Source organism: Taibaiella chishuiensis (genome assembly GCF_003014535.1).
Classification (GTDB): domain Bacteria; phylum Bacteroidota; class Bacteroidia; order Chitinophagales; family Chitinophagaceae; genus Taibaiella; species Taibaiella chishuiensis.
This window is the reverse complement of record NZ_PYGD01000014.1, coordinates 1-24,900: the sequence shown is the minus strand read 5'-3', so window position 1 is coordinate 24,900 and position 24,900 is coordinate 1. Positions and strand designations below refer to the sequence as shown.

24 protein-coding genes are annotated in these 24,900 nt (G+C 51.5%); 19 read left to right on the top strand and 5 right to left on the bottom strand.

Translation table 11 applies throughout. The features are described 5' to 3' along the window. Nucleotides 1-840: 840 nt before the first annotated feature. Genes B0I18_RS23280 through B0I18_RS23255 form a run of 6 tightly spaced genes read left to right on the top strand, consistent with a single transcriptional unit; the run spans nt 841 to nt 6,533 of the window. Complete coding sequence (locus tag B0I18_RS23280) at nt 841-1,899, top strand: hypothetical protein (protein WP_106525174.1); 1,059 nt, start codon at nt 841-843, stop codon at nt 1,897-1,899. Further along, complete coding sequence (locus tag B0I18_RS23275) at nt 1,844-2,338, top strand: hypothetical protein (protein ID WP_106525173.1); 495 nt, start codon at nt 1,844-1,846, stop codon at nt 2,336-2,338. Before B0I18_RS23280 ends, B0I18_RS23275 begins: the two co-directional genes overlap by 56 nt. Further along, nucleotides 2,338-2,952 (top strand): molybdenum cofactor guanylyltransferase, encoded by a 615-nt coding sequence (gene mobA / locus B0I18_RS23270; protein ID WP_106525172.1) that lies wholly within the window; start codon nt 2,338-2,340, stop codon nt 2,950-2,952. The genes B0I18_RS23275 and mobA overlap by 1 nt, the downstream gene beginning before the upstream one ends. Before the next feature lie 8 nt (nt 2,953-2,960). Further along, nucleotides 2,961-3,791 carry a formate dehydrogenase accessory sulfurtransferase FdhD gene (fdhD, locus tag B0I18_RS23265; protein ID WP_106525171.1) on the top strand — a complete coding sequence of 277 codons (831 nt, stop codon included), beginning with the start codon at nt 2,961-2,963 and terminating at the stop codon, nt 3,789-3,791. A gap of 52 nt (nt 3,792-3,843) precedes the next feature. Then, entirely contained in the window at nt 3,844-4,212 is a 369-nt protein-coding gene (locus B0I18_RS23260) for a DUF7009 family protein (protein ID WP_106525170.1), read from the top strand. Nucleotides 4,213-4,214: 2 nt separating this feature from the next. Further along, entirely contained in the window at nt 4,215-6,533 is a 2,319-nt protein-coding gene (locus B0I18_RS23255) for an FdhF/YdeP family oxidoreductase (RefSeq protein WP_106525169.1), read from the top strand. Here the strand turns inward: B0I18_RS23255 and B0I18_RS23250 are convergent. Together B0I18_RS23250 and B0I18_RS23245 are read right to left on the bottom strand one after the other, a co-directional pair. Next, a complete protein-coding gene (locus B0I18_RS23250) occupies nt 6,530-7,132 on the bottom strand; it encodes a hypothetical protein (RefSeq protein WP_106525168.1) in 603 nt (200 codons plus the stop codon). The genes B0I18_RS23255 and B0I18_RS23250 overlap by 4 nt on opposite strands. Before the next feature lie 11 nt (nt 7,133-7,143). Further along, nucleotides 7,144-7,572, bottom strand: coding sequence for a hypothetical protein (locus B0I18_RS23245; protein ID WP_106525167.1), 429 nt, complete (start codon nt 7,570-7,572; stop codon nt 7,144-7,146). Between the two features lie 333 nt (nt 7,573-7,905). Here B0I18_RS23245 and B0I18_RS23235 point away from each other — a divergent pair, with 333 nt between their 5' ends. The 5 genes from B0I18_RS23235 to B0I18_RS23215 all read left to right on the top strand — a co-directional run bounded on the left by B0I18_RS23235 (nt 7,906) and on the right by B0I18_RS23215 (nt 11,987). Then, nucleotides 7,906-9,036 carry an FAD-dependent oxidoreductase gene (locus tag B0I18_RS23235; RefSeq protein WP_106525165.1) on the top strand — a complete coding sequence of 377 codons (1,131 nt, stop codon included), beginning with the start codon at nt 7,906-7,908 and terminating at the stop codon, nt 9,034-9,036. A gap of 60 nt (nt 9,037-9,096) precedes the next feature. After that, the gene (locus B0I18_RS23230) at nt 9,097-9,810 is read left to right on the top strand and encodes an SIP domain-containing protein (RefSeq protein WP_106525164.1); all 714 of its coding nucleotides are present in this window, start codon (nt 9,097-9,099) and stop codon (nt 9,808-9,810) included. Between the two features lie 291 nt (nt 9,811-10,101). After that, on the top strand, nt 10,102-10,332 hold the full coding sequence (locus B0I18_RS23225; RefSeq protein WP_106525163.1) for a class I lanthipeptide: 231 nt from the start codon (nt 10,102-10,104) through the stop codon (nt 10,330-10,332). A gap of 76 nt (nt 10,333-10,408) precedes the next feature. Next, complete coding sequence (locus B0I18_RS23220) at nt 10,409-10,837, top strand: hypothetical protein (RefSeq protein ID WP_106525162.1); 429 nt, start codon at nt 10,409-10,411, stop codon at nt 10,835-10,837. A 118-nt stretch (nt 10,838-10,955) separates the two neighbouring features. Then, nucleotides 10,956-11,987: an LLM class flavin-dependent oxidoreductase gene (locus tag B0I18_RS23215; protein WP_106525161.1), complete on the top strand. Its 1,032-nt coding sequence runs from the start codon at nt 10,956-10,958 to the stop codon at nt 11,985-11,987. A 76-nt stretch (nt 11,988-12,063) separates the two neighbouring features. Here the strand turns inward: B0I18_RS23215 and B0I18_RS23210 are convergent, their stop codons facing one another. Then, a complete protein-coding gene (locus tag B0I18_RS23210) occupies nt 12,064-13,692 on the bottom strand; it encodes an esterase-like activity of phytase family protein (RefSeq protein ID WP_106525160.1) in 1,629 nt (542 codons plus the stop codon). Nucleotides 13,693-14,396: 704 nt separating this feature from the next. On the opposite strand from B0I18_RS23210, the gene B0I18_RS23205 reads away from it, so the two are divergent. Beyond that, a complete protein-coding gene (locus B0I18_RS23205; protein ID WP_106525159.1) occupies nt 14,397-14,630 on the top strand; it encodes a hypothetical protein in 234 nt (77 codons plus the stop codon). A gap of 70 nt (nt 14,631-14,700) precedes the next feature. On the opposite strand, the gene B0I18_RS23200 is transcribed toward B0I18_RS23205, so the two are convergent. Continuing rightward, nucleotides 14,701-15,546, bottom strand: coding sequence for an OmpA family protein (locus tag B0I18_RS23200; RefSeq protein ID WP_106525158.1), 846 nt, complete (start codon nt 15,544-15,546; stop codon nt 14,701-14,703). 79 nt (nt 15,547-15,625) lie between these two features. Next, complete coding sequence (locus tag B0I18_RS23195) at nt 15,626-16,369, bottom strand: hypothetical protein (RefSeq protein ID WP_106525157.1); 744 nt, start codon at nt 16,367-16,369, stop codon at nt 15,626-15,628. Nucleotides 16,370-16,470: 101 nt separating this feature from the next. Between B0I18_RS23195 and B0I18_RS23190 the strand changes: the two genes are divergently transcribed. The 7 genes from B0I18_RS23190 to B0I18_RS23160 all read left to right on the top strand — a co-directional run. Next, nucleotides 16,471-16,710, top strand: a complete 240-nt coding sequence (locus tag B0I18_RS23190; RefSeq protein ID WP_146146859.1) for a DUF6965 family protein — start codon at nt 16,471-16,473, stop codon at nt 16,708-16,710. Nucleotides 16,711-17,034: 324 nt separating this feature from the next. Next, complete coding sequence (locus B0I18_RS23185) at nt 17,035-17,412, top strand: hypothetical protein (RefSeq protein WP_146146858.1); 378 nt, start codon at nt 17,035-17,037, stop codon at nt 17,410-17,412. A 177-nt stretch (nt 17,413-17,589) separates the two neighbouring features. Beyond that, nucleotides 17,590-18,672: an efflux RND transporter periplasmic adaptor subunit gene (locus tag B0I18_RS23180; protein WP_106525154.1), complete on the top strand. Its 1,083-nt coding sequence runs from the start codon at nt 17,590-17,592 to the stop codon at nt 18,670-18,672. 25 nt (nt 18,673-18,697) lie between these two features. Beyond that, the gene (locus B0I18_RS23175) at nt 18,698-21,853 is read left to right on the top strand and encodes an efflux RND transporter permease subunit (protein ID WP_106525153.1); all 3,156 of its coding nucleotides are present in this window, start codon (nt 18,698-18,700) and stop codon (nt 21,851-21,853) included. After that, nucleotides 21,853-23,292 carry a TolC family protein gene (locus tag B0I18_RS23170; protein ID WP_181358594.1) on the top strand — a complete coding sequence of 480 codons (1,440 nt, stop codon included), beginning with the start codon at nt 21,853-21,855 and terminating at the stop codon, nt 23,290-23,292. Before B0I18_RS23175 ends, B0I18_RS23170 begins: the two co-directional genes overlap by 1 nt. A gap of 274 nt (nt 23,293-23,566) precedes the next feature. Beyond that, entirely contained in the window at nt 23,567-24,649 is a 1,083-nt protein-coding gene (locus B0I18_RS23165; RefSeq protein ID WP_106525152.1) for a DUF6443 domain-containing protein, read from the top strand. A gap of 5 nt (nt 24,650-24,654) precedes the next feature. Further along, a partial coding sequence (locus B0I18_RS23160; RefSeq protein ID WP_146146857.1) for a hypothetical protein occupies nt 24,655-24,900 on the top strand: 246 nt, incomplete at its 3' end.

Below are 24,900 nucleotides of genomic sequence, written 5' to 3'. Positions count from 1 at the left end.
TGTTTTGCTTGTCGTTGACGTCCGCGTACCGCTTACCCGCTCAGTAATGATCATACGCCAACAAATATTTTCCCTATGGCCCGGTATATTGCCGGGCCATTCCTTTACCGGGCGCCTGGTTATACCGGATCAAGCGGACAAGTTGGGGGACTCCGGTGTACTTACCCTGGTTTTTTATTCTTCTTTGTCTTAATACAAAGAAGCAAAAATCAAGACTGTAGAAAAAGTGCTAAAAATGCCTTGTACGCCTAAAAGAAATATTCCGGGCAATAGTAAAAATTGGACGAAGGAATGACGAACGAACTAAAGTACAGGGCCAGACTGTGGGAACTGTATTTCTTTCTATACGGCGTCCAGCAGCATTTATTCGCTGTATTTTTTATTGTCCTGTTGGTGCTCATGAGCGCTACGCGGTTTATTAACGCCCTTTTTCTAAAGGTCGGTATGTTTGGTCGTTTCCTGGCTTGACGTCCCGGCAGTGCATGTAATGGGCGTTGGGCAAAGCATTTCTACGCGGTTGGTGACCATATGTTATAACCAATATGTACCTGTTCGCTGCGAGAAAAAATGAAATTCGCAGGATTCTATTCGCCGCCAGGACCTGGTATTGCAGTATATTTATCTATCCAGGATAGCTTAAATGCTCCCCATTAATTTTCCTTGAATAAATAATAGAGGAACAGATCTGCGGGCTCAATTTTTAATCCCCCAGAAATTCTGCCTGATCCGTTATACCCTGTGCAACGATGTAGGCTATGGGTTTATGGTTATAGCTGTAGCTCCTGTTATTTATTTCCCGGTTTGCTTTAATTTTAGGCTTTTCTTCCTAATCCCCGAACCATGGACCTGCAGCCTGCCCCGGATCGTAACCAACATGCCATTGCCCGGCTTACGGCTTTATGGGCCTTTAGCGAATCCGGTCTTGGTGGCCTTATGTTTGCGCTGAAGATACCGCTTACCGGTTTTTTTGTCGGCGGTTCTGCCGTGCTCATGATCGGGCTTATTGCCTGGTATGCCCGCCGCGACTACGGGCAGGTGCTGAAGGCCCTGGTACTTGTACTCCTGGTTAAGGCTACCGTAAGCCCGCATTCGCCGCCACCGGCCTACCTGGCGGTGGCCTTCCAGGGATTGGTGGGCGCGTTGTTTTACCGGTATATCCGCAATTTCAGGCTGGCATCGGTACTGCTGGCTATCCTGGCAATGGCGGAGTCGGCATTGCAGAAGATTATTGTAATGACCCTCATCTATGGCAAGTCGTTTTGGGTGGCCCTCGATAAATTGTTTGAGAGTATTTGCAAAGAGTTTTCGCTTAAGGTCGATGTTTCGTTCAGCTTGTTGCTGATCGGGACTTACCTGTTGGTATACATCGTATGGGGTGTTGTGGTGGGCTTGTTTTCGGCCGCGCTGCCGGGCCGTATCGATCAGCGCAAGGCCGAGATCCTGCAGTGGTATGATGAGCATCAGGCAGTACTCTCGGTCGATGGCACTACAGGTAAAGGCAAACGGAAACGCCTCTGGTTGGTCTACCTGCTTGTATTAGCTTTTATGGTTACGGTATTTCTGTTGTCGGGCAACAGCAAACAAGTGCTGTTTATCCTGGTACGAAGCCTGGCGGCCGTCCTGTTACTGTTCTTTGTACTGCGCCCGGTCATCAATTGGTTGTTGCAACGCTGGTTGCGCCGTCAGCGCGGGGCGCATGGCCGGGAGGCGGCTGTGATTATTGCGTTGCTGCCGGGTATACGCAGTTATGTAAAGCCTTGCTGGCAACTCGCAAGCCGCCGGCAGGGCCTATTACGCAGGCTTCAATATTTTATTTACTATATGGTTGCGCTTACATTGTATGATGAAAGAAAAGAAAGGACAGATCTACCTGTTCAGCCGGGCTATCAGAACGGGTAAGACTACGGCTTTATATAACTGGGTGCAGGACCGGCCGGGTGCGGCCGGCATCCTTACGCCCGATGTGCACAACCGCCGGGTGATCTATGATATCGCTACGAAACGCTATCATACCTTCGAGGTGGCGGACAGTTATGGCGGCGAAAAAATAACCATAGGCCGTTTTCTTTTTGCCAAGGAAGCTTTTGCCCGTGCCCGCGACATCCTGGCTGCGGCTGTGGCGCAACACCCGGCCTGGCTTGTTATCGACGAGGCCGGTAAGCTGGAACTGGAGCAGGGAGAAGGCCTGGAGCCGGCTATCCTTAATACGGTACGCAGCTACCAGTCGGGACAACAGGACGGTCAGCTGCTGATCGTGGTACGCGACAGCCTGCTGCCACAGGCCATCAACCGTTATGGGCTACAGGATGCTATTGTACTTTCAGAACATTTACCCTGATGCAGGAAAAGAATAAGATAACGGGAATCGTAGTGTGCGGCGGACAAAGCAGCCGTATGGGTACCGGCAAATACCTGCTGGACTACCACGGCCGGCCACAGGCCTTATACCTGTACGATATGCTGCAGGGCTTGTGTAGCGAGGTGTGGTTGTCGGTAAATGCGGAACAGGTTGCCCGGTTGCCCGCAGGCTTCCCTTTATTGCCCGATCTGCCTGCTTACGAACAGGCCGGACCTATGGCTGCCTTACTTACGGCTGCGGACCTGCTGCCCGGGCATAATTTCCTGTTTGTGGGCTGTGATTATCCCTTCCTGCGTCGTTCAGAGCTGGAGCGCTTCCTGCTATACCTGAGCCCCGGGAGGCCGGCCGCCTTTTACAACGAAGCGGCCGGGGTATACGAACCGCTGCTGGCTTATTATCCGGCTACGTGCGCGCAGGCTGCCGGATTGGGGTTTGCGCAGGGCCGCGCCTCGCTGCAGGCCCTGCTGCGCGCCGAAAAGGCCGACCCTTATCTTCCGGCCGATCTAAACTGTTTATCGGGAGCCGATACACCGGAACAATACGAGGCCGCAAAGGCAATAACAAGCAGGCCCGAATTCAAAAAAGAAGGGTAATTTTGGCTATGGAACAAACCGCAGTCGCCAGGTGGGCGATTACCAGGGTACAGGGCGCCGGTGTAACGCCGGACGAAGATCTGCTTGCCGTGGAAGAGCCGCTGGAAGTACAGTTACGGTATACTGAAGCCGGGCAGCCGCACTATAAAAGTGTGGCGGTAACCATGCGTACCCCGGGTAACGACGCCGAACTGGCCACCGGCTTTTTATTTACGGAAGGTATCATACAGGATTATACACAGGTGGCTTCGGTAAGCGAGGGCGCTGCAGGCGACAACCGGGTGCTGGTTAAGCTTACCGGCGATACGCGCCCCGTGCTGCAGCAAAGCGACCGGAATTTTTATATGACCTCCAGTTGCGGGGTATGTGGTAAGGCCAGTATCGATGCCATTCGTACGGTAATGCCCTTTGCCACACCGGCGGCAGCGTTACAGCTCGATGCCGCTGTTTTGTTCCGCCTGCCAGATCTCCTCCGGGAGCAGCAGGCGGTATTTGGCCAGACGGGTGGGTTGCATGCCTCCGCCCTGTTTGACCGCGAAGGCCGTTTTATACAGATGCGGGAGGATGTGGGCCGGCATAACGCCCTCGACAAGCTGATCGGTTATGCCCTGGCCGGCGGATACTTACCCTTGCACCAGTCGGTATTGTTGTTGAGCGGCCGGGCTAGTTTCGAACTGGTACAAAAGGCGGCCATGGCCGGTATCACGATCATAGCGGCAGTAGGCGCACCCTCCAGCCTGGCTGTAAGTCTTGCCGAGGAAAGAGGCATAACACTCGCCGGTTTTTTAAGAAACGAAAGGTTCAATATATACAGCGGGGCGCACCGGATCATTGCCTGATGCAGGCCCCGGGTAAATAATTAAAAGGAATCAACTATTCCGACCCAATACTATGAAGATCAGAATAAAAGGAAACTCCGTGCGGTATCGCTTGTCCAAAACGGATGTAACGATATTGGTCCGCGACGGTTATCATGAGGAGCATACCGTATTTGCTACGGGTACGCTGACCTACGCCCTGCAACGTAAAGAAGCAGAAGAAGATCTGACGGCTACTTATACCGGTAATAAGATAACCCTGTACCTGTCTGCGGCCTTTCTCAAAGACTGGGAAACTAATGCCGTGATCGGCTGCGATGCCCGTATGCCCCTTAACGACAAAGACAGTTTATACCTATTGGTTGAAAAAGACTTTAAATGTCTCGATGATACGACTGAAGACCAGTCGGATAATTACGATAATCCGAATCAAACCTGTTGATGATGGACGACCTGCAAAAACAGCCCGATGCCGAAAACCCGGAGCAACTTACCGGGCTCCGGCTGGGCCCGATCAGTAAAGTAGCCGCCGGTATCCCCGCAGTGCTCTCGGCCTTTAAAATGGTAATCTCCGAAGCCGGTTTTTTCCGGGGTAATAAGGCTTTATTTCATTTGAATAAAAAAGGCGGTTTCGATTGTCCGAGTTGCGCCTGGCCCGATCCTGATGATGAGCGTTCGGGTATAGCCGAGTATTGTGAGAATGGCGCCCGGGCCGTGGCCGAAGAGGCGACGGCTAAAAAACTGACGGCTTCTTTTTTTGAACAGCATTCAGTATACGACTTATCCCTGTTGTCCGATTACGAGATCGGTGGTAAGGGACGTATCGCCCAGCCCATGTACCTACCCGAAGGCGCTACCCATTACCAGCCCATCAGCTGGAAAGCGGCCTTCGAAAAGATTGCAGAGCATCTGAACGTTTTGCCTTCCCCGCACGAAGCGGTATTTTATACTTCGGGCCGTACCAGCAACGAAGCAGCATTTTTATACCAGTTGTTCGTACGCGAATACGGTACCAATAACCTGCCCGATTGCAGCAATATGTGTCATGAGAGCAGTGGAGTAGCGCTGGGCGAATCGCTGGGCATCGGTAAAGGCTCGGTAACACTTGCCGATTTTTATGAGTCCGAAGTGATCATGATCCTGGGGCAGAATCCGGGTACCAACCATCCGCGCATGCTCTCTGCCCTGCAGAAGGCTAAAGCCAACGGGGCGATTATTATTTCTGTTAACCCCCTGCCCGAAACCGGGCTGATGGGGTTTAATAACCCGCAGCAGATCAAAGGTATCCTAGGTATCGATCCCATGCTCACCGACATTTTCCTGCAGGTAAAGATCAATGGCGATATGGCTTTGCTGCAGGCGCTGGAAATGCTGTTGCTGGAAGCCGAACGGCAGGAGCCGGGTACGGTACTCGACCATGATTTCATCGCGGCGCACACCGAAGGTTTTGAGCCTTTACGGCAACACCTGTCGGGCCTGGATTTCGATGCCCTGGTACAGGCTTCGGGCATACCCGAAGATCAGGTAAGGGAAACCGCCGCGATATTGAAAAACAAGAAAAAGATCATTGCCTGCTGGGCTATGGGGCTTACGCAGCACAAGAATGCGGTAGATACGATAAAAGAAGTGGTGAACCTGCTGTTGTTAAAAGGCAGTATCGGTAAGCCGGGCGCGGGCACCTGCCCGGTGCGTGGGCACAGCAATGTACAGGGCGACCGTACGATGGGTATTTATGAAAAACCCAAAAAGGCCTTCCTGGACAGCATAAACCAAAACTTCGGTTTTACACCCCCCTCCGAACATGGGTACGACGTGGTGGAATGTATACATGCCATGTACGAAGGCAAGGCAAAAGTATTTATAGCCATGGGCGGTAATTTTCTTTCGGCAACACCCGATACGGAATATACAGCCAAGGCTTTACGCCGTTGCAACCTGACGGTACAGGTATCCACCAAACTGAACCGCAGTCACCTGGTGCATGGCCGCGAGGCGCTTATCCTGCCTTGCCTGGGCCGCAGCGATAAAGACATGATCAATGGCGAGAACCAATTCGTGTCCTGCGAAAACTCGATGGGTGTGGTACAATCGTCGCAGGGTGTGCTGAAGCCCGTATCGCCAAAGCTGCTGAGTGAGCCGGTAATCGTATGCCGCATGGCCCGGGCTGTACTGGGCTGGCGCTCTGCAGTAAACTGGGAGCAGTATGCGCAACATTACGACGCCATCAGGGAAGATATAGAACGTACCATACCCGGATTCGACCAATACAATGAACGGGTAAGACAACCCGGCGGCTTTTACCTGCCCAATTGCAACCGCGAGGGCAGTTTCGATACGGAGACCGCCAAAGCGCAGTTTAATATTGCCGTAGCCGAAACGGTTACGTTGCAGGAAGACGAGTTGCTGATGATGACCATAAGAAGCCACGACCAGTTTAATACCACGGTATACGGGCTTAACGACCGTTATCGCGGTATTTATAATGAGCGCCGCGTGATCCTGATGAACCAGGCAGATATGAACCGGCGGGCATTACAGCCTGGCGACCTGGTCGATCTGTATAACCGTCATAGCGGCAGGGTAAGGATTGCGCGCGGATTTATCGTGGTGCCGTACCCTATACCCGAAGGTTGCACGGCTACTTATTTCCCGGAGGCCAATGTGCTGGTACCTGTTGACAGTGTTGCCGATAAAAGCAATACGCCTACCTCGAAGTACGTAGTATTGTCGCTGGAGAAGAGAACGGCTGAAAGCCTGGTTTAATAACCGGGCTTGCGGGTAAGCGCAATACCGGTCAATATGTTTTTTAAAATATCGAGGCTGAGAAAGGCGTAGATTGCCATACCCGGTGTAGCAGGATAGCCGCCCAGGTTATGCAGCAGGCAAAGCAACAGGCTGCCTGCCGCGTACATGCCCAGCGCTGTATTGGCCCAGAAGAAAGAAGACTTTTCGAGAAAACTGTTCTTTTGCTCCCGGAGCAGCATCCGGTAACCGGCCAGCGACAGGAGTATATAATAAAAATTCAAAATGCAGGCCCCGGTATAATAGAACAGCAGCCAGCCTTCGCGGGCGAGAGTTGTACCGGCCAGGAAAACCACAAGGAGCGCGGCGCTTAATAATTGAAAGGAGGTCTTTTTAACGAAGACCTCCTTTTCATAATACACCACGATACAGGTAAACTCCAGCGCCAGGTAACCGTTGCGGGTCCACAGCTCCTCATTGCCGGTCCAGGCCTGCAGCACCAGCAGCAGGCTATTGTATAAGCAGCAGCAGAGCATGTAGATCCATAACACGCCTTTCGATTTCGTACCGGCAATAAAAGAGAGTAAAGCAGAAAGCGCGGAGCACAGGGTCAGGAACATGCGGTATAACGTTAGGATAAGAAAGGAGCATTAAGATCGCCGAAATAAACCGGTTTGCCATCCTGGTAGACGGCCATGACGATGGTTACCTGCATACCGGCGCCGGTATGGGGCTTTTTCGCTTTATAGAACTGGCATACCGATTGTTTGAACAGCATACAGACGCCGCGCAGTAAGCCGGCAGCGGGGTAGCTGGTGCCGCTTCCGGGTTGGGGTTCAAACCGGAGATCGGTATTCGTGGCCAGTCCGCTGATATGTATCCGGATATAAGTGCGATCGGGCAGGCGGCCTACCATTTCCGAAATCGATTCCGTATTCCGGATGCAGGGGCCTATGTTTTCGGGCGTGTCGCCGAAATAGGCGTAGACAAGTTGTGTGAACCGCTCCGCAGAAATAGCATGCGACCGGATCGCCTCTTCGTAAAATTCAATAAGTGCCATGTTGCAATGCTGGATTTAAGGGTTATGGTGCATTCAAAATTCCATAAATATCAGCGTATGGCCATTAGCATAAATACGGTTTTTGACTGCGTAGTTTTACTGTTTTTCCAGGGCGCTGCGGCCTGTAGTATAACCAAACAACGGGCCTTTAACTGTACCTGTAGTGCTACCGTTTACCGGTATCGCTCCAAAAATTTCACCGCTGTAATTACTCCGTTAACCTAATTTATGGGACGGCTTACCTATTAACGTTTTCCCGTAAAGCCGGGACCGGATACTTTTGTACCAGCATATTGAAACAGGTCACCGGGCGGTGGCACAAACAGCAGGATCATGGTCAAGGAATTACTTTACGGGAAAAATGTAGCCATCATAGGTGCGGGCCCCGCGGGCCTTACACTTGCCAATCTCTTGCAGCAGCAGGGAGCAAGGGTAAGGGTATACGAAAGGGAACCGGATGCCCTTACTGCTGCACGGGGCGGTACTATGGAGTTACATGCCGGTGCGGCTCTTAAAGCCCTGGCACAAACGGGCCTCGAAGGTAAAGTGGCGCTGGTGCACCGTCCCGAAAGTACCCGGCTGAAGATGTATGATAAATATAAAGCCCTGGTGCTGGAAGTGCCTCCCGGTGCGGCCGGCGGGCATCACCCGGAGGCCGATCGCAAGGAAATCTGTCTTGCTCTTGCCGCATCGCTGGCTCCCGGCACCCTGCAGTGGGGACGGCATTTTAAAACCCTGGCCATAAAGGATAACCGTTACGAACTCCAATTTATGCAGGGCCAGTCCGAAACCGCAGATATCGTGATCGGCGCCGATGGCGCGCGGTCCAGCATCAGGCCCTTCCTTACGCCGGTGCAGGCCATGTACTCCGGTAGTACGCTGATCCATGGGGTTACCGCCGATCCGGTTAAGACATGCCCTGAGTTATATGCCATGGTGCAACAGGGCACCCTGTTTGCGGTGGGCAATGGCAAAAGCATTATTGTGCAGGAAAAAGGCAATAGCAGCCTGGAGTTTTATTGCAGCATCGGCGCTACGCCCGAAGGCGAGCTGGCCGCCGCGACCAATTTTCAGGATCGCGCAGCAGTGGTGCAGCAGTTGGAAACGCTTTATGCCGGTTGGCACCCCGTGTTTTACGAACTCTTTGCATCGGCCCGTGCTTTTGTACCACGCGCCGTATATGCCACCCCGGCAACACAGCATTGGAAAACACAGCCCAACCTGACCCTGATCGGCGATGCCGCACATGTGATCCCTTCCTTTGCCAGCGCCGGTGTGAATATGGCGATGCTTGATGCCTGCGAACTGGCTGCGCAGCTGGGTAACAGCAGCCATAAGAGCATTGGCGCAGCCATCAGCGCTTACGAACAGGAGATGTTGGCCCGCACAGCCAGGGTACAACTCGAGGTACGCGATTCGGAGCATATTTTCCATGCGCATACCAGCACCGCATCGCTTTATTGAAAACAGGCAGCGCAGGACTGCCCGCAACCTGCAGCAGTGTAATCATCTAAACCAATAAAAATGGAAACGCCTACTTTACAAAAAATCAGGAGAAAAGCGAGCCGCTTGCTGGAAGATCGATTGTTGAGCACCGGCACCGTACTCGCCATCAGGAAATGGGACGACTCTACCTTCCTGGAAATAGACCTGCACCTGCCCGCAGCCGATATGACGCTCTGGTGGGAGGTGCCTTTTATCAAATTCCGGGTAGACGACTTTACCTACCGCTATTATACGCCATCGGGATGGGATGCCGAAACCCGCACCTGTACGATCTATGCCGATACCGGCCATGAAGGCCCGGGAGCAGCCTGGATCCGGCAGTTACAGAAGCTCGACACCGTTTATTATATCCGTATCGGCACTACGCATAACCACCCCGGGGAGGTAACCAATATCCTGGCGCTGGGCGATAGCAGCAGCCTGGGGCATTTGCTGGCCCTGGGCGAAACCCTGCCGCAGAGCGTCCGGTTTGCCGGCGCCTGTCTTATGGAACGGGAAACCGACCGGTTGTCGCTCGAGGCTTATTTTCAGCCTTCGGTACAGGCTGTAGCCAAGCAGGACCCCTACGGGCATTACAGCCTCAACGAGTGGTTGCTGCAACAGCGTTACAGTGCCGATAACTATTGTATTTACCTGGCGGGCAATAATGTTATGGTATCGGGCCTGCACCAATTGCTGCGGCAGCAGGGACATGCGGCTTCGCGGCTTAAAGTACTCAACTTCTGGTCCTGACCAGGATACGATAAAGAGCAAAGGCCCGGTAAAGACCGGGCCAATGTCGCTAAATAAATCGTATGAATAAAAAATTACTCATAGGCAAAGACACCGGTATCGCACCGGAATGTTGGGTTTGAAATAAAAAATAAACGTTAAGAAAAACAGCATCCATCATAATGAATTTATATTGTTGTTTTTCAGTTATATACGTTCGTTTTCCCGGTTTTTAACTTTTCTCTTGTTGCCCGGGGGCATTTTATGCCCCCGAAAAGCCCCAACTTCGGACTGCATTAAAAACCAGATATTATGAAAAAGCAAAAAGTAGCCTTAGGTAAAAAACTTTTCCTCGACAAAGGAACGATCGCACAACTTTCGGATAGCAATGCCGGCCAGGTTATCGGCGGTATTCTGCCTACCGACATGACCTGCAACAAATCGGTATTGGTATGTCCGGCCACGGCCATCAATGGTGCACGTACACAATGTTGCCCGTCCTGGCCGCCACGTTGTTCGGCTTTTGTAGCCTGTGTCGGTTAAGCAAAAGAAAAATAAATGGCCCGGAGGCATGTCATGCCCCCGGGCTTTTTGATTTTTACAGGATAAAAATCAATCTATGAAAAAGATCCTGCTTGCTTTATCCCTTGCGGTGCTTGCTGCAACGGGCGCCAAAGCCAATGGCCTTACCTTTATGAACTGGACCACCTGCACGTTTACCTTCGGGATCAACGGCACCGTCGGCACCGACATTTTTGGCGCCAATAATGTATTTGTCGGTCTGGGCAATACCGTGTTTGCCGATCCATCGGCCTTGCCTAATATGAGTTATTCCGGCTCGGCGCCTTTGTCGACGGGCACTTTCGGTTTTATTAAAGGCTATCCGCTTCCCTCCGGTGTATCTTTTGCCCTGGGTGTTTTACCCGGTTTTTCTACCAGCTTCAACAGTGCTAACGTATCCAGCTATCCGCCCTGTAACAGCGGTGCAGCTTATGTGGCTTCCTGGAACCCCGGCGGCACCGGCGATGTCATTGTGCTGATATTCTAAAGGCGTACTGTTGCAGTAGCTGCTCCTTCTTTTTACTTACCACAGGTCAATACCCCGGGCGGTAGCTCTGCGTATCTTTGTAGCTAATTACAGGTAATCACAAAAACAGCACAAGGATATGGAATTAGGTATAAGTATGTTTGCCGACCTGCCCGCCGATCCGGCCACAGGCCGCCAGAAGGATGCCGGAGCCCGGTTGCGCGAGTTGATCGAAGAAATAAAACTCGCCGACGAAACCGGCCTGGATGTGTTTGGCATAGGCGAGCACCACCGGGGCGATTACGCCGTGTCTAACCCCGAAATCGTACTGGCCGCCGCCACTACGGTAACGCGTAACATAAAACTGGGCAGCGCCGTAACGGTATTGAGTTCGGCCGACCCGGTAAGGATCTACCAGAACTTTGCCATGGTCGACCTCCTGTCCGGCGGCAGGGCAGAACTGATGGTAGGCCGGGGAAGTTTTATAGAATCGTTCCCGCTTTTCGGTTACGACCTGGAGGATTATAACCAGCTCTTTGAAGAGAAGCTGGACCTGCTGTTGCGCATCAACAGCCAGGAAGAGGTAACCTGGAACGGCAAATTGCGTGCGCCCCTGCACCAACAAAAAGTGCTACCCCGGGCCCAGGACAATGCATTGGATATCTGGATTGCCGTAGGCGGTACACCTGAATCGGTAGTCCGTGCGGCGCGACTGGGCCTTCCGCTTATGATCGCTATCATCGGTGGTTATCCCAAACAATTCCAGCCGCTTGTACGGTTGTATAAAGAGGAATACCTGCAGAGCGGCCACGATCCGGCAGCCATGCGCATCGGCGTACATGCCCATACCTTCCTGGCGGCCGACGACAAGACCGCTGCCAATAGTTATTTCCCGGTATATGCGGCACAAATGACCAAAATAGGTAAAGAGCGCGGTTGGCCGCCTTACAGCCAGGCCCAGTTCGATATGGGCCGTAGCGCCGAAGGTGCTTTGTTTATCGGCGATGCTTCGGCAGTGGTCGATAAGATCCTGTACCTGCACGAGCTTTTCGGGCTCACGCGTTTCGTGGCGCATATGGATGTAGGTGGTCCTGCGCATAAAGACCTAATGAAGGCGATAGAACTGTTTGGTACCAGGGTAGCGCCCGAAGTAAGGAAGGCCTTGCAATAGCACCGTTTTATAAAAATGTAAAAGAGACCGCTCCATGGGGCGGTCTCTTTTTTTATAGCAAGCAGGTGTTGTATACTTAGCGGGCAACAACCAGTTTGTATTGCATTTTCTGGCTACCGGCACGCAGTTGTACCATGTAGAACCCGTTATGGAAGCCCGATGCAGCGATGCGGATGCTCTGGCTGCCGGTTACCTGGTTGCGGTTGATCGTGGCCGCTGCTTTCCTGCCCTGGATATCGTATACATCAACGCTGATGTCGGTACGTTGTGCCAGGTCGAATTCGAGCACGGCGTCGCGGGTAGCGGGGTTAGGGTAGAGCCTTACCAGCGATACGGCATCGATATCATGCACTGTGGTAGGCGGTGTAACCGGCGTATACAGGTTAGGAATCTTGTTGGCGCCTTTCAGTCCGTATACCAGCACATGGCTTAGGGTACCGGTAGCGATTGCAATACCATCGGCATTGGGACATACCTGGCCGAAGTCGTTATCGTTACCTACGGCAAGCGTACTGTCGTTGATAATGGCAAGGCCTTCCGATTTGTCCAGCTCTGCAGGCCAGCCATTCGCAGTAAGGTCGATAAATAATTTTTTCCGGATGGCTTTGATGCCTTCGCCAGCCAGGCCGGCAGAGTCTACCAGCGCTTCAACGGTTTTACCATTGTATAAAGCAGAAGTGATCGGTGTTGCCTGGGCAATATTGACCAGGTAGATATTCTTTCTTACCGTATTGCCCCTTGTGGCGGCTTCGATTACCAGGAAGGTGCTGTCGTTTACGGCGGCCATGTCGCCGATCTTCCAGTCGCTCATGCGGATCTGGTCGGGGCCTGAAGCGCCGATCACGCCTTCGTTAAGGTAAGCAAACATACGGGTTGCATTGGTAACCGGGTCGATCTCCAGCATACGGTGTACTTCGGTACTCTCGCCGATGGTTTTGCTGGGGTTCAGCAGCGGGCTTTGTATAATGGTGTACAGTTTGCCGTTGGGCGCCATCGCCATCGATTCAAAGCCGCGGTTATTTTTGCGGGTCTTGAACACGGTATCGATCTGGATATCGATGCTTGCCGAACCGGTCTGGCTGGCATAGGGGGTATACCGGGCAAGCGCTTTACCGGAAGCATCCATTTTCCAGATGGTCGGACCATTTTCTTCAGAGATCCAGAAGTTATTGTTCTTATCTACTACAAGACCTTCCGGATCGAGCGCCCACTGGTCTTTTGCGGCAATCTTGGTGGCAAAGGCGCTACAATCGAGTACGGTGTCGGTAGAGGCCTTTTCTGCATCTTTACTGCCAAAGCCGGCAGGGTTCAATACACCGGTAGCTGTAGTGCCATCGGGCCTTTTCATGGTAATGGTCTGCAGTACCTGTACGGAATCGCCGTTGAGTTTGATCCTGTGGATCTTTGGTGCATAGGCCGGGAAGCAGAACATCTTATCGTAAGTAGGATGACAGGCCGCAGGGTTGGCACTGGAGCAGTCTACGTTTACACCCCTGTCGGAACAGGTCCAGAACTCTTTGCCGTCGGTATTGGCAATCGGGAAGAGGGTAGAGAAGCCGCCTTCCTTAAACTGGATTTGCTGGAAGGTGCCGATAGGGGCAGCAGTATTGTTTTTATAATCCTGCTTTAATGTGATCTGGGCATATGCCGAATAAGATCCGCCGGCGAGGGTTGCGGCCAACAGGAGGGGTAGTGTTTTTTTCATGAGAAAAATTTGAGCGCAAATGTCCTACTCCGGTTTTTCCGTGGTGTTACCGAAAGATTAAGCCTGTGTTATCAATGGCCTGTCTTTGGCGGCTTAGAACTTGAGTACAATGCCGGCTAACCGGCTAATTAGTGTGAATTACTGCAAACGATACTGCCAACTTCGAAAGCATGTTGTTATCTTCGTTCTACCTTCATACCGATGGATATATAGTCAAAAGTACCCGGCCGTTGAACCGGGTACTTTTTTTATGTGCGGAGGATAGGACGATACGCAATACATTTGAGCCCTAAAGGATTTAAGATAGATTAAAGCCCTGGTCCATGTCCGTCATGCGGTGCACAACGTAGTTTGCAGGATACGTCGCGGGAAAGAGCGCTTTTTACCGACACTTCCGATCAAGCCGCGGCGCTGCGAGAAAAAATAAAATTCACGGCATCACATTTGCCTGCCAGGACCAGGTATTGTAGTATATTTATCTATCCTCGATAGCTTAAGCGCTTCCTATTATTCCCACTTGGATCAATAACATAGAAACACATCCGGAAGCCCTATTTTTAATACCCTCCAGAAATTCTTTTTGACCCCGATCCTGTTTGGTACCGCCATGTTATACCTAGGTAACGACAATCGGTGCGTTGGTCCAAATAATTTGATGCGCTGTGCAGATACATTTATTTTTAAGCATCTTAACTTTAGATTTCATGAAAAAGAAGACACAGATCAAATCATTGAAAAGCCTGCGTTTCGATAAGGCTTATATTATGGAACTGAGCAACGGCGCCGGCCAGGTACTGGGCGGTAGAGGATCGGTAAGAACCATCATCGACGATACGAGCGTTATCGATCCGACAGTAACCACTACCGATATGACCCTGGGCATTACCTGCGTAGGTTGTCCGCCGCAACGTACCAAGCCGCCATTCTGCATTTTTTAAACGAGTAAGCCCGGCTAAGGCCGGGCTTTTTTTATAATACTTAGCCTGCAAAGACCATGTTTACGGGGGCTTAGCGAACTACCAGTTCCACGCGGCGGTTGCGGGCTTTGCCTTCTTCATTGCGGTTGCTGGACACGGGCGCCAATGGGCCCACACCCTGGGGTATAACCTGGCTGCGCTTTACGCCATATTGGGTAACCAGGGCCTCGGTCACTGCGGTAGCCCGGTCTTTGGACAGGGCGCTGTTGCGGGCAAAATCGCCGGTATTGTCGGTATGACCGACCACGTATACCGTAACCGGGTTGCTTTTCAGGAAAGCAGCAATAGCCGTAAGCGTAGGCGCAGATTCACTTTTGACGACGGCTTTATCCGTATCAAAATAAATCCCGTAAAACGATACGCGTCCTTCTGCGTCCAGTGTGTTTTTTATCTCGCCGGCGTTCAGCACCACGTCCTGTTTCATCGCTGTTTCGCGGATACTGGAAATCGTATAGTTGCCGATGCCGTCTGCATATACTTTGACCCAATAGGTATCGCCGTCTTTTTTGAGCTTCAGGTAGATCTTGTCTTTGTAAAATTTGTCTTCGAAAATGACCTGTCCGCCTTTTTGGGTTACGGCATTTTTAAAGTTTTGCAGGATCTGCAGGTTGGATGGCGCCTGCTGCATGGTACCGTTAAAGGCAAAACGGCATTCTTCAAACGCCCCCTCTTTCAATACTTCGGCATAACCTGCCGAATTTTTTGCGTCAGGTACCAGGTATTTGAGCTGGTCAAAGTCTCTTTTGATGATGCTGTATTTGTCTGCGCTGTAGTTAGGCATCATGCTGAACAGGGAGTGGCCGCTTGTTCCGGACTCCTGGCCGCGGGCAATGCTGAAGGATGCAATCGCCAGGATCGCAAAGAAGATCTGTTTCATAGGTTATGGTTAATAGGTAAACGGGTGATGTAAAATAAAACAAATTTATAATGCCAGGTTGATCTCTCCGTTAATTCTTTCAGCGGGCGGCGGTGGCAAGGGCTTTTTGCCGTTTCAGTAGCTTCTTTACCGGTTTGATGTGGGCGGCGCCATATAATACCAGGATCTTACGGGGGGCGGCGGCAAGTAAAGTGGCGGCAAGCTGCCGGTTCCTGAAGTCCCCGACTACGGGGCGCATGCGGCTCCTGGGCAGCCCGTTGCAGGTATAGGCTGCGCCCAGCGGCGTATGCAGGTCGCAGGAGTCGAGCGGCACGGGGCCGTATAACCGCTCGTATTCTGTTATAAACATCACCAGGTCTACATCGGCGTTTACATCGGTGGCCGTTACCCCCAGCGAGTCGTACAGGGGTTGTACCATTTTGTTTTTAAATACGTCGCCCAGCGATTCCTTATAGTCGCCCCGGCTATGGCCCTGGCCGCCGCTCATTTTACGGTACATGCGCCGTAGGCTATCGTACCGTTCCTGCGATACCTGTAATGTGCCATACCGGGCCCTGATCTGTTCATAGTACACGGTATACCCCTGCTGCTTATAGGCGATTACTTTTTGTTTTAGCCGGGCATAAAACTCCTTGCGTCCGAAATGCATGATCGGTATAAAGGTGATGGTCTTATCTCCGGTACGGACTGTACTTTCGTCCGGCGTTTTCTTATTCATCATGGTAACGCCCTGCGCAATTTTGCAGCTTTGAACGCCGGACAGCAGGATGCCGGACAGGCTGAACAGTACTGCCCTGCGGAGGTAAGCGTAAGGATTTTTCATAGGAATACACGGAAAGAAATAAATCCGGGTTGTAAACATACGACAGGGCAGGTATAATGTCAAGTCTTACGCGGATTGCCGTATTTATTTATCTTCGCAGCATGAATGATAAAGAAGAATTACAAAGACTGAAACGATTTTTTCATGACATCAAATTGCCGGAAGGACGCCTGGACCTTGGCTTCTTCCAGATCAACGATGTAGAAAAATACCTGGATGCCTGTTTTACCCGATTGGAAAGAAATGATGGCAACGACTGGTTTGCTCCAAACCTGAAAAAATTGCAGGACATGGAACAATACTTTCTCGATCAGCCTAATATCATAAAAGGCATGCCTTAAAAGCGTTTGCCTGCATTGCAGCAACGGGAATACGCCGGAACGGTGTTATTCCCGTTTTGCTTTTGGTACCTACTCTGAATAGATTTATTTTACCAGCTATACGGGTATGCTTGATTTTTAATAGTGGTACGATGCCGCACCAGTAATACAGGCTTTACTTACAGGTATGTGGCACGTAGTAGTATAATGTTTAAATAGTTGATTGTTACCCCTATTTATGGTAATTTTTTATTTAACCATTTTTTTACTTGTTAAATGCCGTGATTTTTTTTCCGCTATCAATCTTTCATTAGTTTTGCTCCCCAAATGAGAGCAGTTGTATTTTTGGTGTGTTTATTTTATCTTCTTTTCGGGGGATACAATTACCATTATGCAGGCGCTCATTACCACAGCTTCCGCCATACTGATGTGGCGCGTAAAAAACTGCAACAGCTAAAGTTTACCACTGCCGACCGAGACCGGCTTGTTTATAAAGAAGCCGTTTCGGGCGAGCCGCAGGAATACCTGCTCGACGATTGCGAAGACAGCGACGACGACAGTGATGAATTGCTGGTACGCAAAACCAGGTTGCTGGCCCGTTGGTGCGCCTTCTTTTCCTACCAGTCTATGCTCCGTTACCAGCATAACTGTTACAAATCTCCTCCTGTCTTTTACGGACAAATTTTCTACAGGTACATCCTCCAGGGTGTATTAAGAATCTGAATACCGTTATACGTCGGTTGCCGGCGGCAGGTGCTTACCTGCCCGCTGATGTATCGTTGCGGGTACCCGCTCTGTAATTGTGCCGACCGGTAATCTATCCGGCGACCGATCTGCGCTTATTGTTCCCCCGGTTCTTTCAGGACCGGACATTCCATTGCTCATTATCCATTTTTTACCATGAATAAAATTGTCCTGTTCACGGGCCTTCTTGCCCTCGTGTACCAAACAAGTTGTACCTCGCCGCAAGAGCACAAAGAAGAAACCGGCAAGTATACGGCCACCAGTCCTTTAAGGGCCGATACCGCTTTCACTAAAGAGTATGTTGCACAGATCCGTTCGGTCCGCAATATCGAGATCCGGGCCCAGGAGAAAGGGTTTCTTCAAAACATCTATGTGGACGAAGGCCAGTTCGTAAAGGCCGGCCAGGTACTGTTTCGCATTATGCCCAAGATCTATGAGGCCGAATTGCTTAAGGCTGAAGCCGAAGCCAAAGCTGCCGAGATAGAACTGCAGAACGCGAAAACACTTGCCGAAAAGAACATCGTATCGAAAAACGAGCAGGCTATGGCCCAGGCAAAACTGGATCATGCCCATGCCGAGATCGCCCTGGCGAAACTGCATTTGTCCTTTACCGAGATCAGGGCGCCTTTCGACGGTACTATCGACCGCATTCCCAAAAAGCTGGGCAGTCTTATCGACGAGGGCGAACTGTTGACCAGCCTGTCCGATAACAGCCAGATGTTTGCCTACTTCAACGTATCCGAACCCGAGTACCTGAGTTATGCCACCCATGTAAAAGACCGCGGTAATACCACCGTAAACCTGTTGCTGGCCAATAACGAATTGCTGCCTGTAAAGGGAGAAGTAGAAACCATCGAAAGCGAATTCGACAGCGAGACCGGTAACATCGCCTTCAGGGCCAGGTTCCAGAACCCCGACAGGCTGTTGAAACACGGGGAGACCGGTAAAATACAAATGATCATGCCGGTAAAGAATGCGCTGATTATCCCGCAGAAGGCCACCTACGAGATCCAGGATAAGAAATATGTTTTTGTCGTGGATCGCAACAACGTAGTGCATTCCCGCAACATCACCATCAAAGGGGAAATGCCCGATCTCTATGTCGTACAAACCGGTCTTGCCGAGAACGACCGTATCCTGCTGGAAGGTGTTCAGAAGGTTAAAGACGATGATAAGATCCGGTATGAATACCAGGATCCGCAGCAGGTTGTCGCTCACCTGAGATTAAAAGCGGAATAAACCCTCAATCCCTAATCAACGATTCATGTTTAGTAAGTTTATACAGAGACCCGTTCTCTCCATAGTGATATCGCTTATCATTGTTTTCCTGGGGGCCTTGGCCATTACCAACCTGCCGGTAACACAGTTTCCTTCCATCTCGCCGCCCAAGGTAAATGTAACTGCAGAATACCCGGGCGCCAACGGCGAGCTGATGATTAAATCGGTGATCATTCCCCTGGAACGCGCGCTTAACGGTGTGCCCGGGATGAAATATATGACCTCGGATGCCGGTAATGATGGTGAAGCTACGATCCAGATCGTGTTTAACCTCGGTACAGACCCCAACCAGGCAGCGCTTAACGTACAGAACCGCGTGGCCTCGGTAGTGAATAAGCTGCCGCCGCTGGTCGTACGCGAAGGGGTTAAGATCACCCGCGAAGAATCGAACATGCTGATGTATGTAAACCTGTACAGTAAAGACCCCAATGCGGATCAGAAGTTCCTCTTCAACTTCGCAGATATCAATTTACTTTCGGAGCTGAAGAGGGTAAACGGTGTGGGTTTTGCCGACATCCTGGGTAACCGGGAATATGCGATGCGTATATGGCTGAAACCCGATCGTATGCTGGCTTACAAGATATCGGCCGACGAAGTGATGGAGTCGCTCAGCAAACAGAGCCTGGAAGCCTCGCCCGGTAAAGCCGGCGAAAGCTCCGGCAAGCGGTCGCAGTCTTTCGAATATGTACTGAAATATTCGGGCCGGTTTACCACCAAAGAACAATACGAAAATGTAGTGCTGCGGGCCAGTGCCGATGGCGAACTGCTACGCCTTAAAGATGTAGCCGAGGTAGAGTTTGGCAGTTCGATGTATGATATTTACTCCAACCTTAACGGCCGCCCATCTGCGGCTATCGTGCTGAAGCAGTCGTACGGCAGTAATGCCAGCCAGGTAATCAAAGACGTGAAAGCCAAGCTGGAAGAGATCAAGAAGAGTTCTTTCCCCAAGGGTATGGACTACGAGATCAGCTACGACGTTTCCCAGTTCCTCGACGCATCGATCGAGAAGGTGGTCCACACCCTGGTAGAGGCCTTTATCCTCGTGGGTCTTGTCGTGTTTATCTTCCTGGGCGACTGGCGTTCTACCATCATTCCTGCCTTGGCCGTACCCGTATCGCTGATCGGTACGTTTATGTTCATGCAGTTCTTTGGCATTACCCTCAACCTCATTACGCTATTCGCCCTGGTATTGGCAATTGGTGTAGTAGTGGATGATGCGATCGTCGTGATCGAGGCCGTGCATGCCAAAATGGAAGAAGATCACCTGAGCCCGCGTAAAGCCACCAAGAAGGCCATGCGCGAGATCTCCGGCGCGATCATTGCCATCACCTTCCTCATGGCGGCGGTATTTGTACCCGTAGCCTTTATGTCGGGACCGGTTGGTTTATTCTATCGCCAGTTCTCCATTACCATGGCAACGGCCATCATCCTGTCGGGCGTAGTGGCGCTTACGCTTACACCCGCGCTCTGTGCTATCATTCTTAAAAATAATCATGGCAAGGCAAAGAAGAAGACACCCGTCAACCGCTTCCTCGATGCCTTCAATACCCGGTTTAACCGCTCTGCAGACAAGTACCAGAGTTTCCTGGGCCGCGTAGTCAATCGCAGGGTATTTACTTTCGGTACCCTGATCGCATTCAGTGTCGGTACCTTTTTCCTCAGTAAAGTAGTGCCTTCCGGTTTTATTCCCAACGAAGACCAGGGTATGTTCTATGCCATTATCCAGACGCCTCCGGGCTCTTCGCTGGAAAGGACCAACCAGGTGGCTGAGCGCCTGCAGAAGATTGCAGAGCATGTAGAAGGCGTACAGTCGGTATCGGCGCTTGCCGGTTACGAGATCCTTACCGAGGGTACGGGCGCCAATGCCGGTACCTGTCTCATTAACCTTAAAAGCTGGGAACACCGTAAGCATTCCGTACAGGAAATTATTACCGAACTGGAAGAAAAAGCAAAGGATATAACCGGCGCCAATATCGAATTCTTCCAGCCGCCGGCTGTGCCGGGTTATGGCGCTGCCGGTGGTTTCGAACTACGCCTGCTCGACAAAGCCGGTACGGGCGACTTTAAGAAAATGGAGAAAGCCAATAATGATTTCGTACGCGAACTGAGTCGCCGTCCCGAGTTGTCTTCCGTGTTCAGCTTTTACAGCGCCAGCTTTCCACAGTATATGCTTCGGGTAGACAATGACCTGGCCCAGCAAAAAGGTGTATCCATCGACAATGCGATGAACACGCTTTCCACCCTGGTGGGCAGTAACTACGAGATCAGCTTTATCCAGTTTGGCCGGCAGTACAAGGTAATCGTACAGGCCTCGCCGCAATACCGCGCCCTGCCCGACGATATCCTGAAGCTGTATGTAAAGAATGATAAAGATGAAATGGTACCGTTCTCCGCTTTCATGAAAATGGAGAAAGTGTATGGCCTTTCGGAGATCACGCGGCATAATATGTACAACTCTTCCGAGATCAGCGGATCAGCTGCGCCCGGCCATAGCAGCGGCGAAGCGATCAAGGTGATTAACGAAGTAGCCGAGAAGACCCTGCCCCGTGGCTTTGGCATCGACTGGGCCGGTATCTCCAAAGATGAAGTGGCGCAAGGCAACCAGGCCGTTTATATTTTCCTGATCTGTCTGGGTTTTGTATACCTGATCCTGGCGGCGCAGTATGAGAGCTTTATCCTGCCCTTGGCCATCATTCTTTCTTTACCTGCCGGTATCTTCGGCGCCTTCCTGTTACTGAAGTTGTTTGGCCTTGAAAATAATATCTATGCACAGGTAGCCATGGTGATGCTGATCGGCCTGTTGGGTAAAAACGCGGTACTGATCGTAGAGTTTGCCGCGCACCGGCACAACAAAGGTCTGCCGGTATTACAGGCTGCGCTCGAAGGCGCCAAGGCCAGGTTCCGGCCTATCCTCATGACCTCCTTTGCCTTTATCGCGGGGTTGATACCGCTGGTATTCGCTACCGGTCCGGGTAAGCTGGGCAACCGTACCATCGGTACTGCTGCTGCCGGTGGAATGTTGCTGGGCACCATTTTCGGTGTGATCATCGTACCCGGCCTGTATTACATATTCGGTAGTATCGCCTCAAAGCATAAGTTGATTAAGAACGAAGACGAAAACCCTTTAACTGAAAAAATCTGATGACGATATATCAATATAAAATCGGTCGGAGCCTGCTCCTGTTGGGCTTTTTCCTGTATGCGGCCGGTTGTAAGATACCTGCTATCGTACAAACTACACCGCATGATGCCCTGCCCGCAGTCTACCAGCCGGGTTCGGATACGACTAACCTGTCGGTGCTGCCCTGGCGCAGCTTTTTTACCGACCGCAACCTGGCCGACCTGATCGACACGGCGCTTAAAAATAACCAGGAACTGATGATCACCCTGCAGGAGATCGAGATCGCCCGCAACGAGATCCGGTCGCGCAAGGCAGCTTTATTGCCCAGCGTAGGGTTTAGGGCTGGTGCGGGTTTCGAAAAGGTAGGCCGCTATACCAGCCAGGGGGCCGGCGATGCCTCTACCGAAATTACCCCCGGCAGGCCGGTCCCCGAAGTATTACCCGATTACCTGGTAGCGCTGCAGGCTAACTGGGAGATCGATATCTGGAAGAAGTTGCGTAATGCAAAGAAAGCGGCACTTACCCGCTACCTGGCAACTGTAGAAGGCCGGAACTTTGTACTGACCAATCTTATTGCCGAAGTCGCCAATACCTATTATGAGTTGCTGGCGCTCGATAATCAGCTGGTTATTGTACGACAGAATATAGACCTGCAGAAGAATGCGCTCGAAGTGATCAAGGTGCAGAAAGAAGCTGCGCGGACTACCGAGCTCGCCGTGAAAAAGTTCGAAGCCGAGGTGTTGGGTTCACGTAGCCTGGAGTTCGATATCCTGCAACAGATCAAAGAAACCGAGAACCGGCTTCATCTTTTATTAGGCCGTTACCCGCGGGAGATACCACGGGCAAAAGGCGATCTGCAGGACCTGGTGCCACAGGTGGTGCGTGCGGGTATTCCTTCGCAGTTGCTGGCCAACCGTCCCGATATCAAACAAGCCGAATTGCAGCTTACCGCGGCCAGGCTGGATGTAAAGGTAGCGCGGGCCGAGTTCTATCCTTCGTTCGGTATATCCGGTACGCTGGGCTTCCAGGCATTTAATCCATCTTACCTGGTTCATCTTCCCGAGTCCTTGCTGGGCTCGCTGGTAGGCGATCTTGCCGGTCCGCTGATCAACAGGAATGCGATCAGGGCCGAGTTCAATAATGCCAATGCCAAGCAGGTGCAAGCCTTGTATCAATACGAGAAGACCGTTCTGAATGCCTACCTCGAAGTAGCTACCCAGCTTTCGCGTATCGATAACCTGGGCAGGAGTTATGAGCTGAAAGCGCAGCAGGTAGCGGCCTTGACGCGTTCGATAGAAGTATCCAACGATTTGTTTAAGTCGGCAAGGGCCGACTATCTCGAAGTGCTGATGACCCAGAGGGATGCCTTGGAAACAAAGCTGGAGCTGGTCGAAACCCAAAAAAACCGGCTGAATGCGGTGGTCAATATTTATAGACAATTAGGTGGCGGCTGGCGGTAAAGCCTGTTGCACCTGCATTACAGAAAGAGCCGGCAATTAATATTGCCGGCTCTTTCTGTTTTTCTTTTACAGGATAGCCACCTGTTGCCGGTTTGCGCGATTTCCTTTTAGCTGTTTTTGGCGAGCAGCAATGCAACGTGCCTTGTTGCGGATAACCCTGTGTTTTCCGTTTCTATTTTTATTTAAAAATAATTTTTTAGATTAATTTTATTTAACATTTAAATATTTTATACATTTATGAAAAATAATTTAGTGCTCCCCAAAAAAGCAACTTATGAAGATCTTTCGGATCCATTCGTTATTGAGCTTACTCCTGGCTGTGCCGGGTTATATATCCGTAGCGCAGCCTGGTGGTAATATCCCTGTTTCGGATTCGCCGTCTACAGCGGTGCAGGCGCCGTATCCGGGCCTGGTCAATATGGCCAACCCCGGCAAGTACAACTATATCCAGAGCATCACCCCCGATCAGCCTATGCAGAGCCTGCCTGCCTCGGGTTACCAGTACCGGCAGCAACGCGACTATTTCGACGGGCTGGGTCGCCCGCTGCAAAGCATCCAGCGCCGGGCGCATGCCGATGGCAATGATATCATCCAGGTGCATGTATACGACAGCCTGGGACGGGAACGGTACCAGTACCTGCCCTATGCCAACCAGCCCTTCGCTAACCAGGTGCCGGGTACGATACAGCTGCATGTCAATACCATGATGCGTAACTTTTACGACCTGTCCGGCCCTGATGAAGCGCCTTACAGCCGTACCGACTACGAGGCATCCGTTTTAAGCCGCCCGCTTAAACAATTACAACCCGGCCGTGCCTGGGTAGGGGGCAACAGGGGTGTGCGGAACCTGTTCCGGTTCAATACGCAAGGCGAAGTAATGCTGTGGAATATCGACCGTGCCTTACATGCCAAGCCGTATGTAAACGGGACCTATAGTGCAGGGGAGTTGTCGGTTACCGAAACCACGGATGAAGACGGGCGTATCAACCAGGAGTTCAAAGATAAAGATGGCCGCCTGGTGCTGCAGAAACGTTATGTCAACAATCCGGTTCCCTATTACGCCCATACGGGTTATGCCTGTACCTATTACGTATACGACGACCAGGGTCGGCTGCGTTTCGTAATCCCGCCACAGGGCGTTAATAATGTGCCCCTGGGCTGGGATGTAGACCCCATACGGGAGTTCTGCTACAGTTACGAATACGACCGCCGTGGCCGGCTGATCGAACGGAAGATACCGGGTAAGGCCGTAGAAGAATTCGTCTATGATGACAGATCTTTAGCCGCGACGGCAACCAGAAGCAAAACAACAAATGGGCCTTTACCCTTTATGATGGCAATGACCGGCCCATCGTAACCGGGTTGATCGCTTATACCTCGCCGCGTGATGTGTTGCAGAACCTGGTAGACGACCCGGCTTACCAATACCCGGCGCCCGATATGTGGGCCTATATCAAAAACTACAGCCTTTACAACACCTATCCCACACAGATCAATGGAGCAACCTTCCTGAGTTATACCTATTACGACGATTACAGCCAACTGCCCGGCTTTAGCTACGATGCCACCCAGTTCAATGGCGAACTGCCTGCCGCCAGCCAGCCCCAG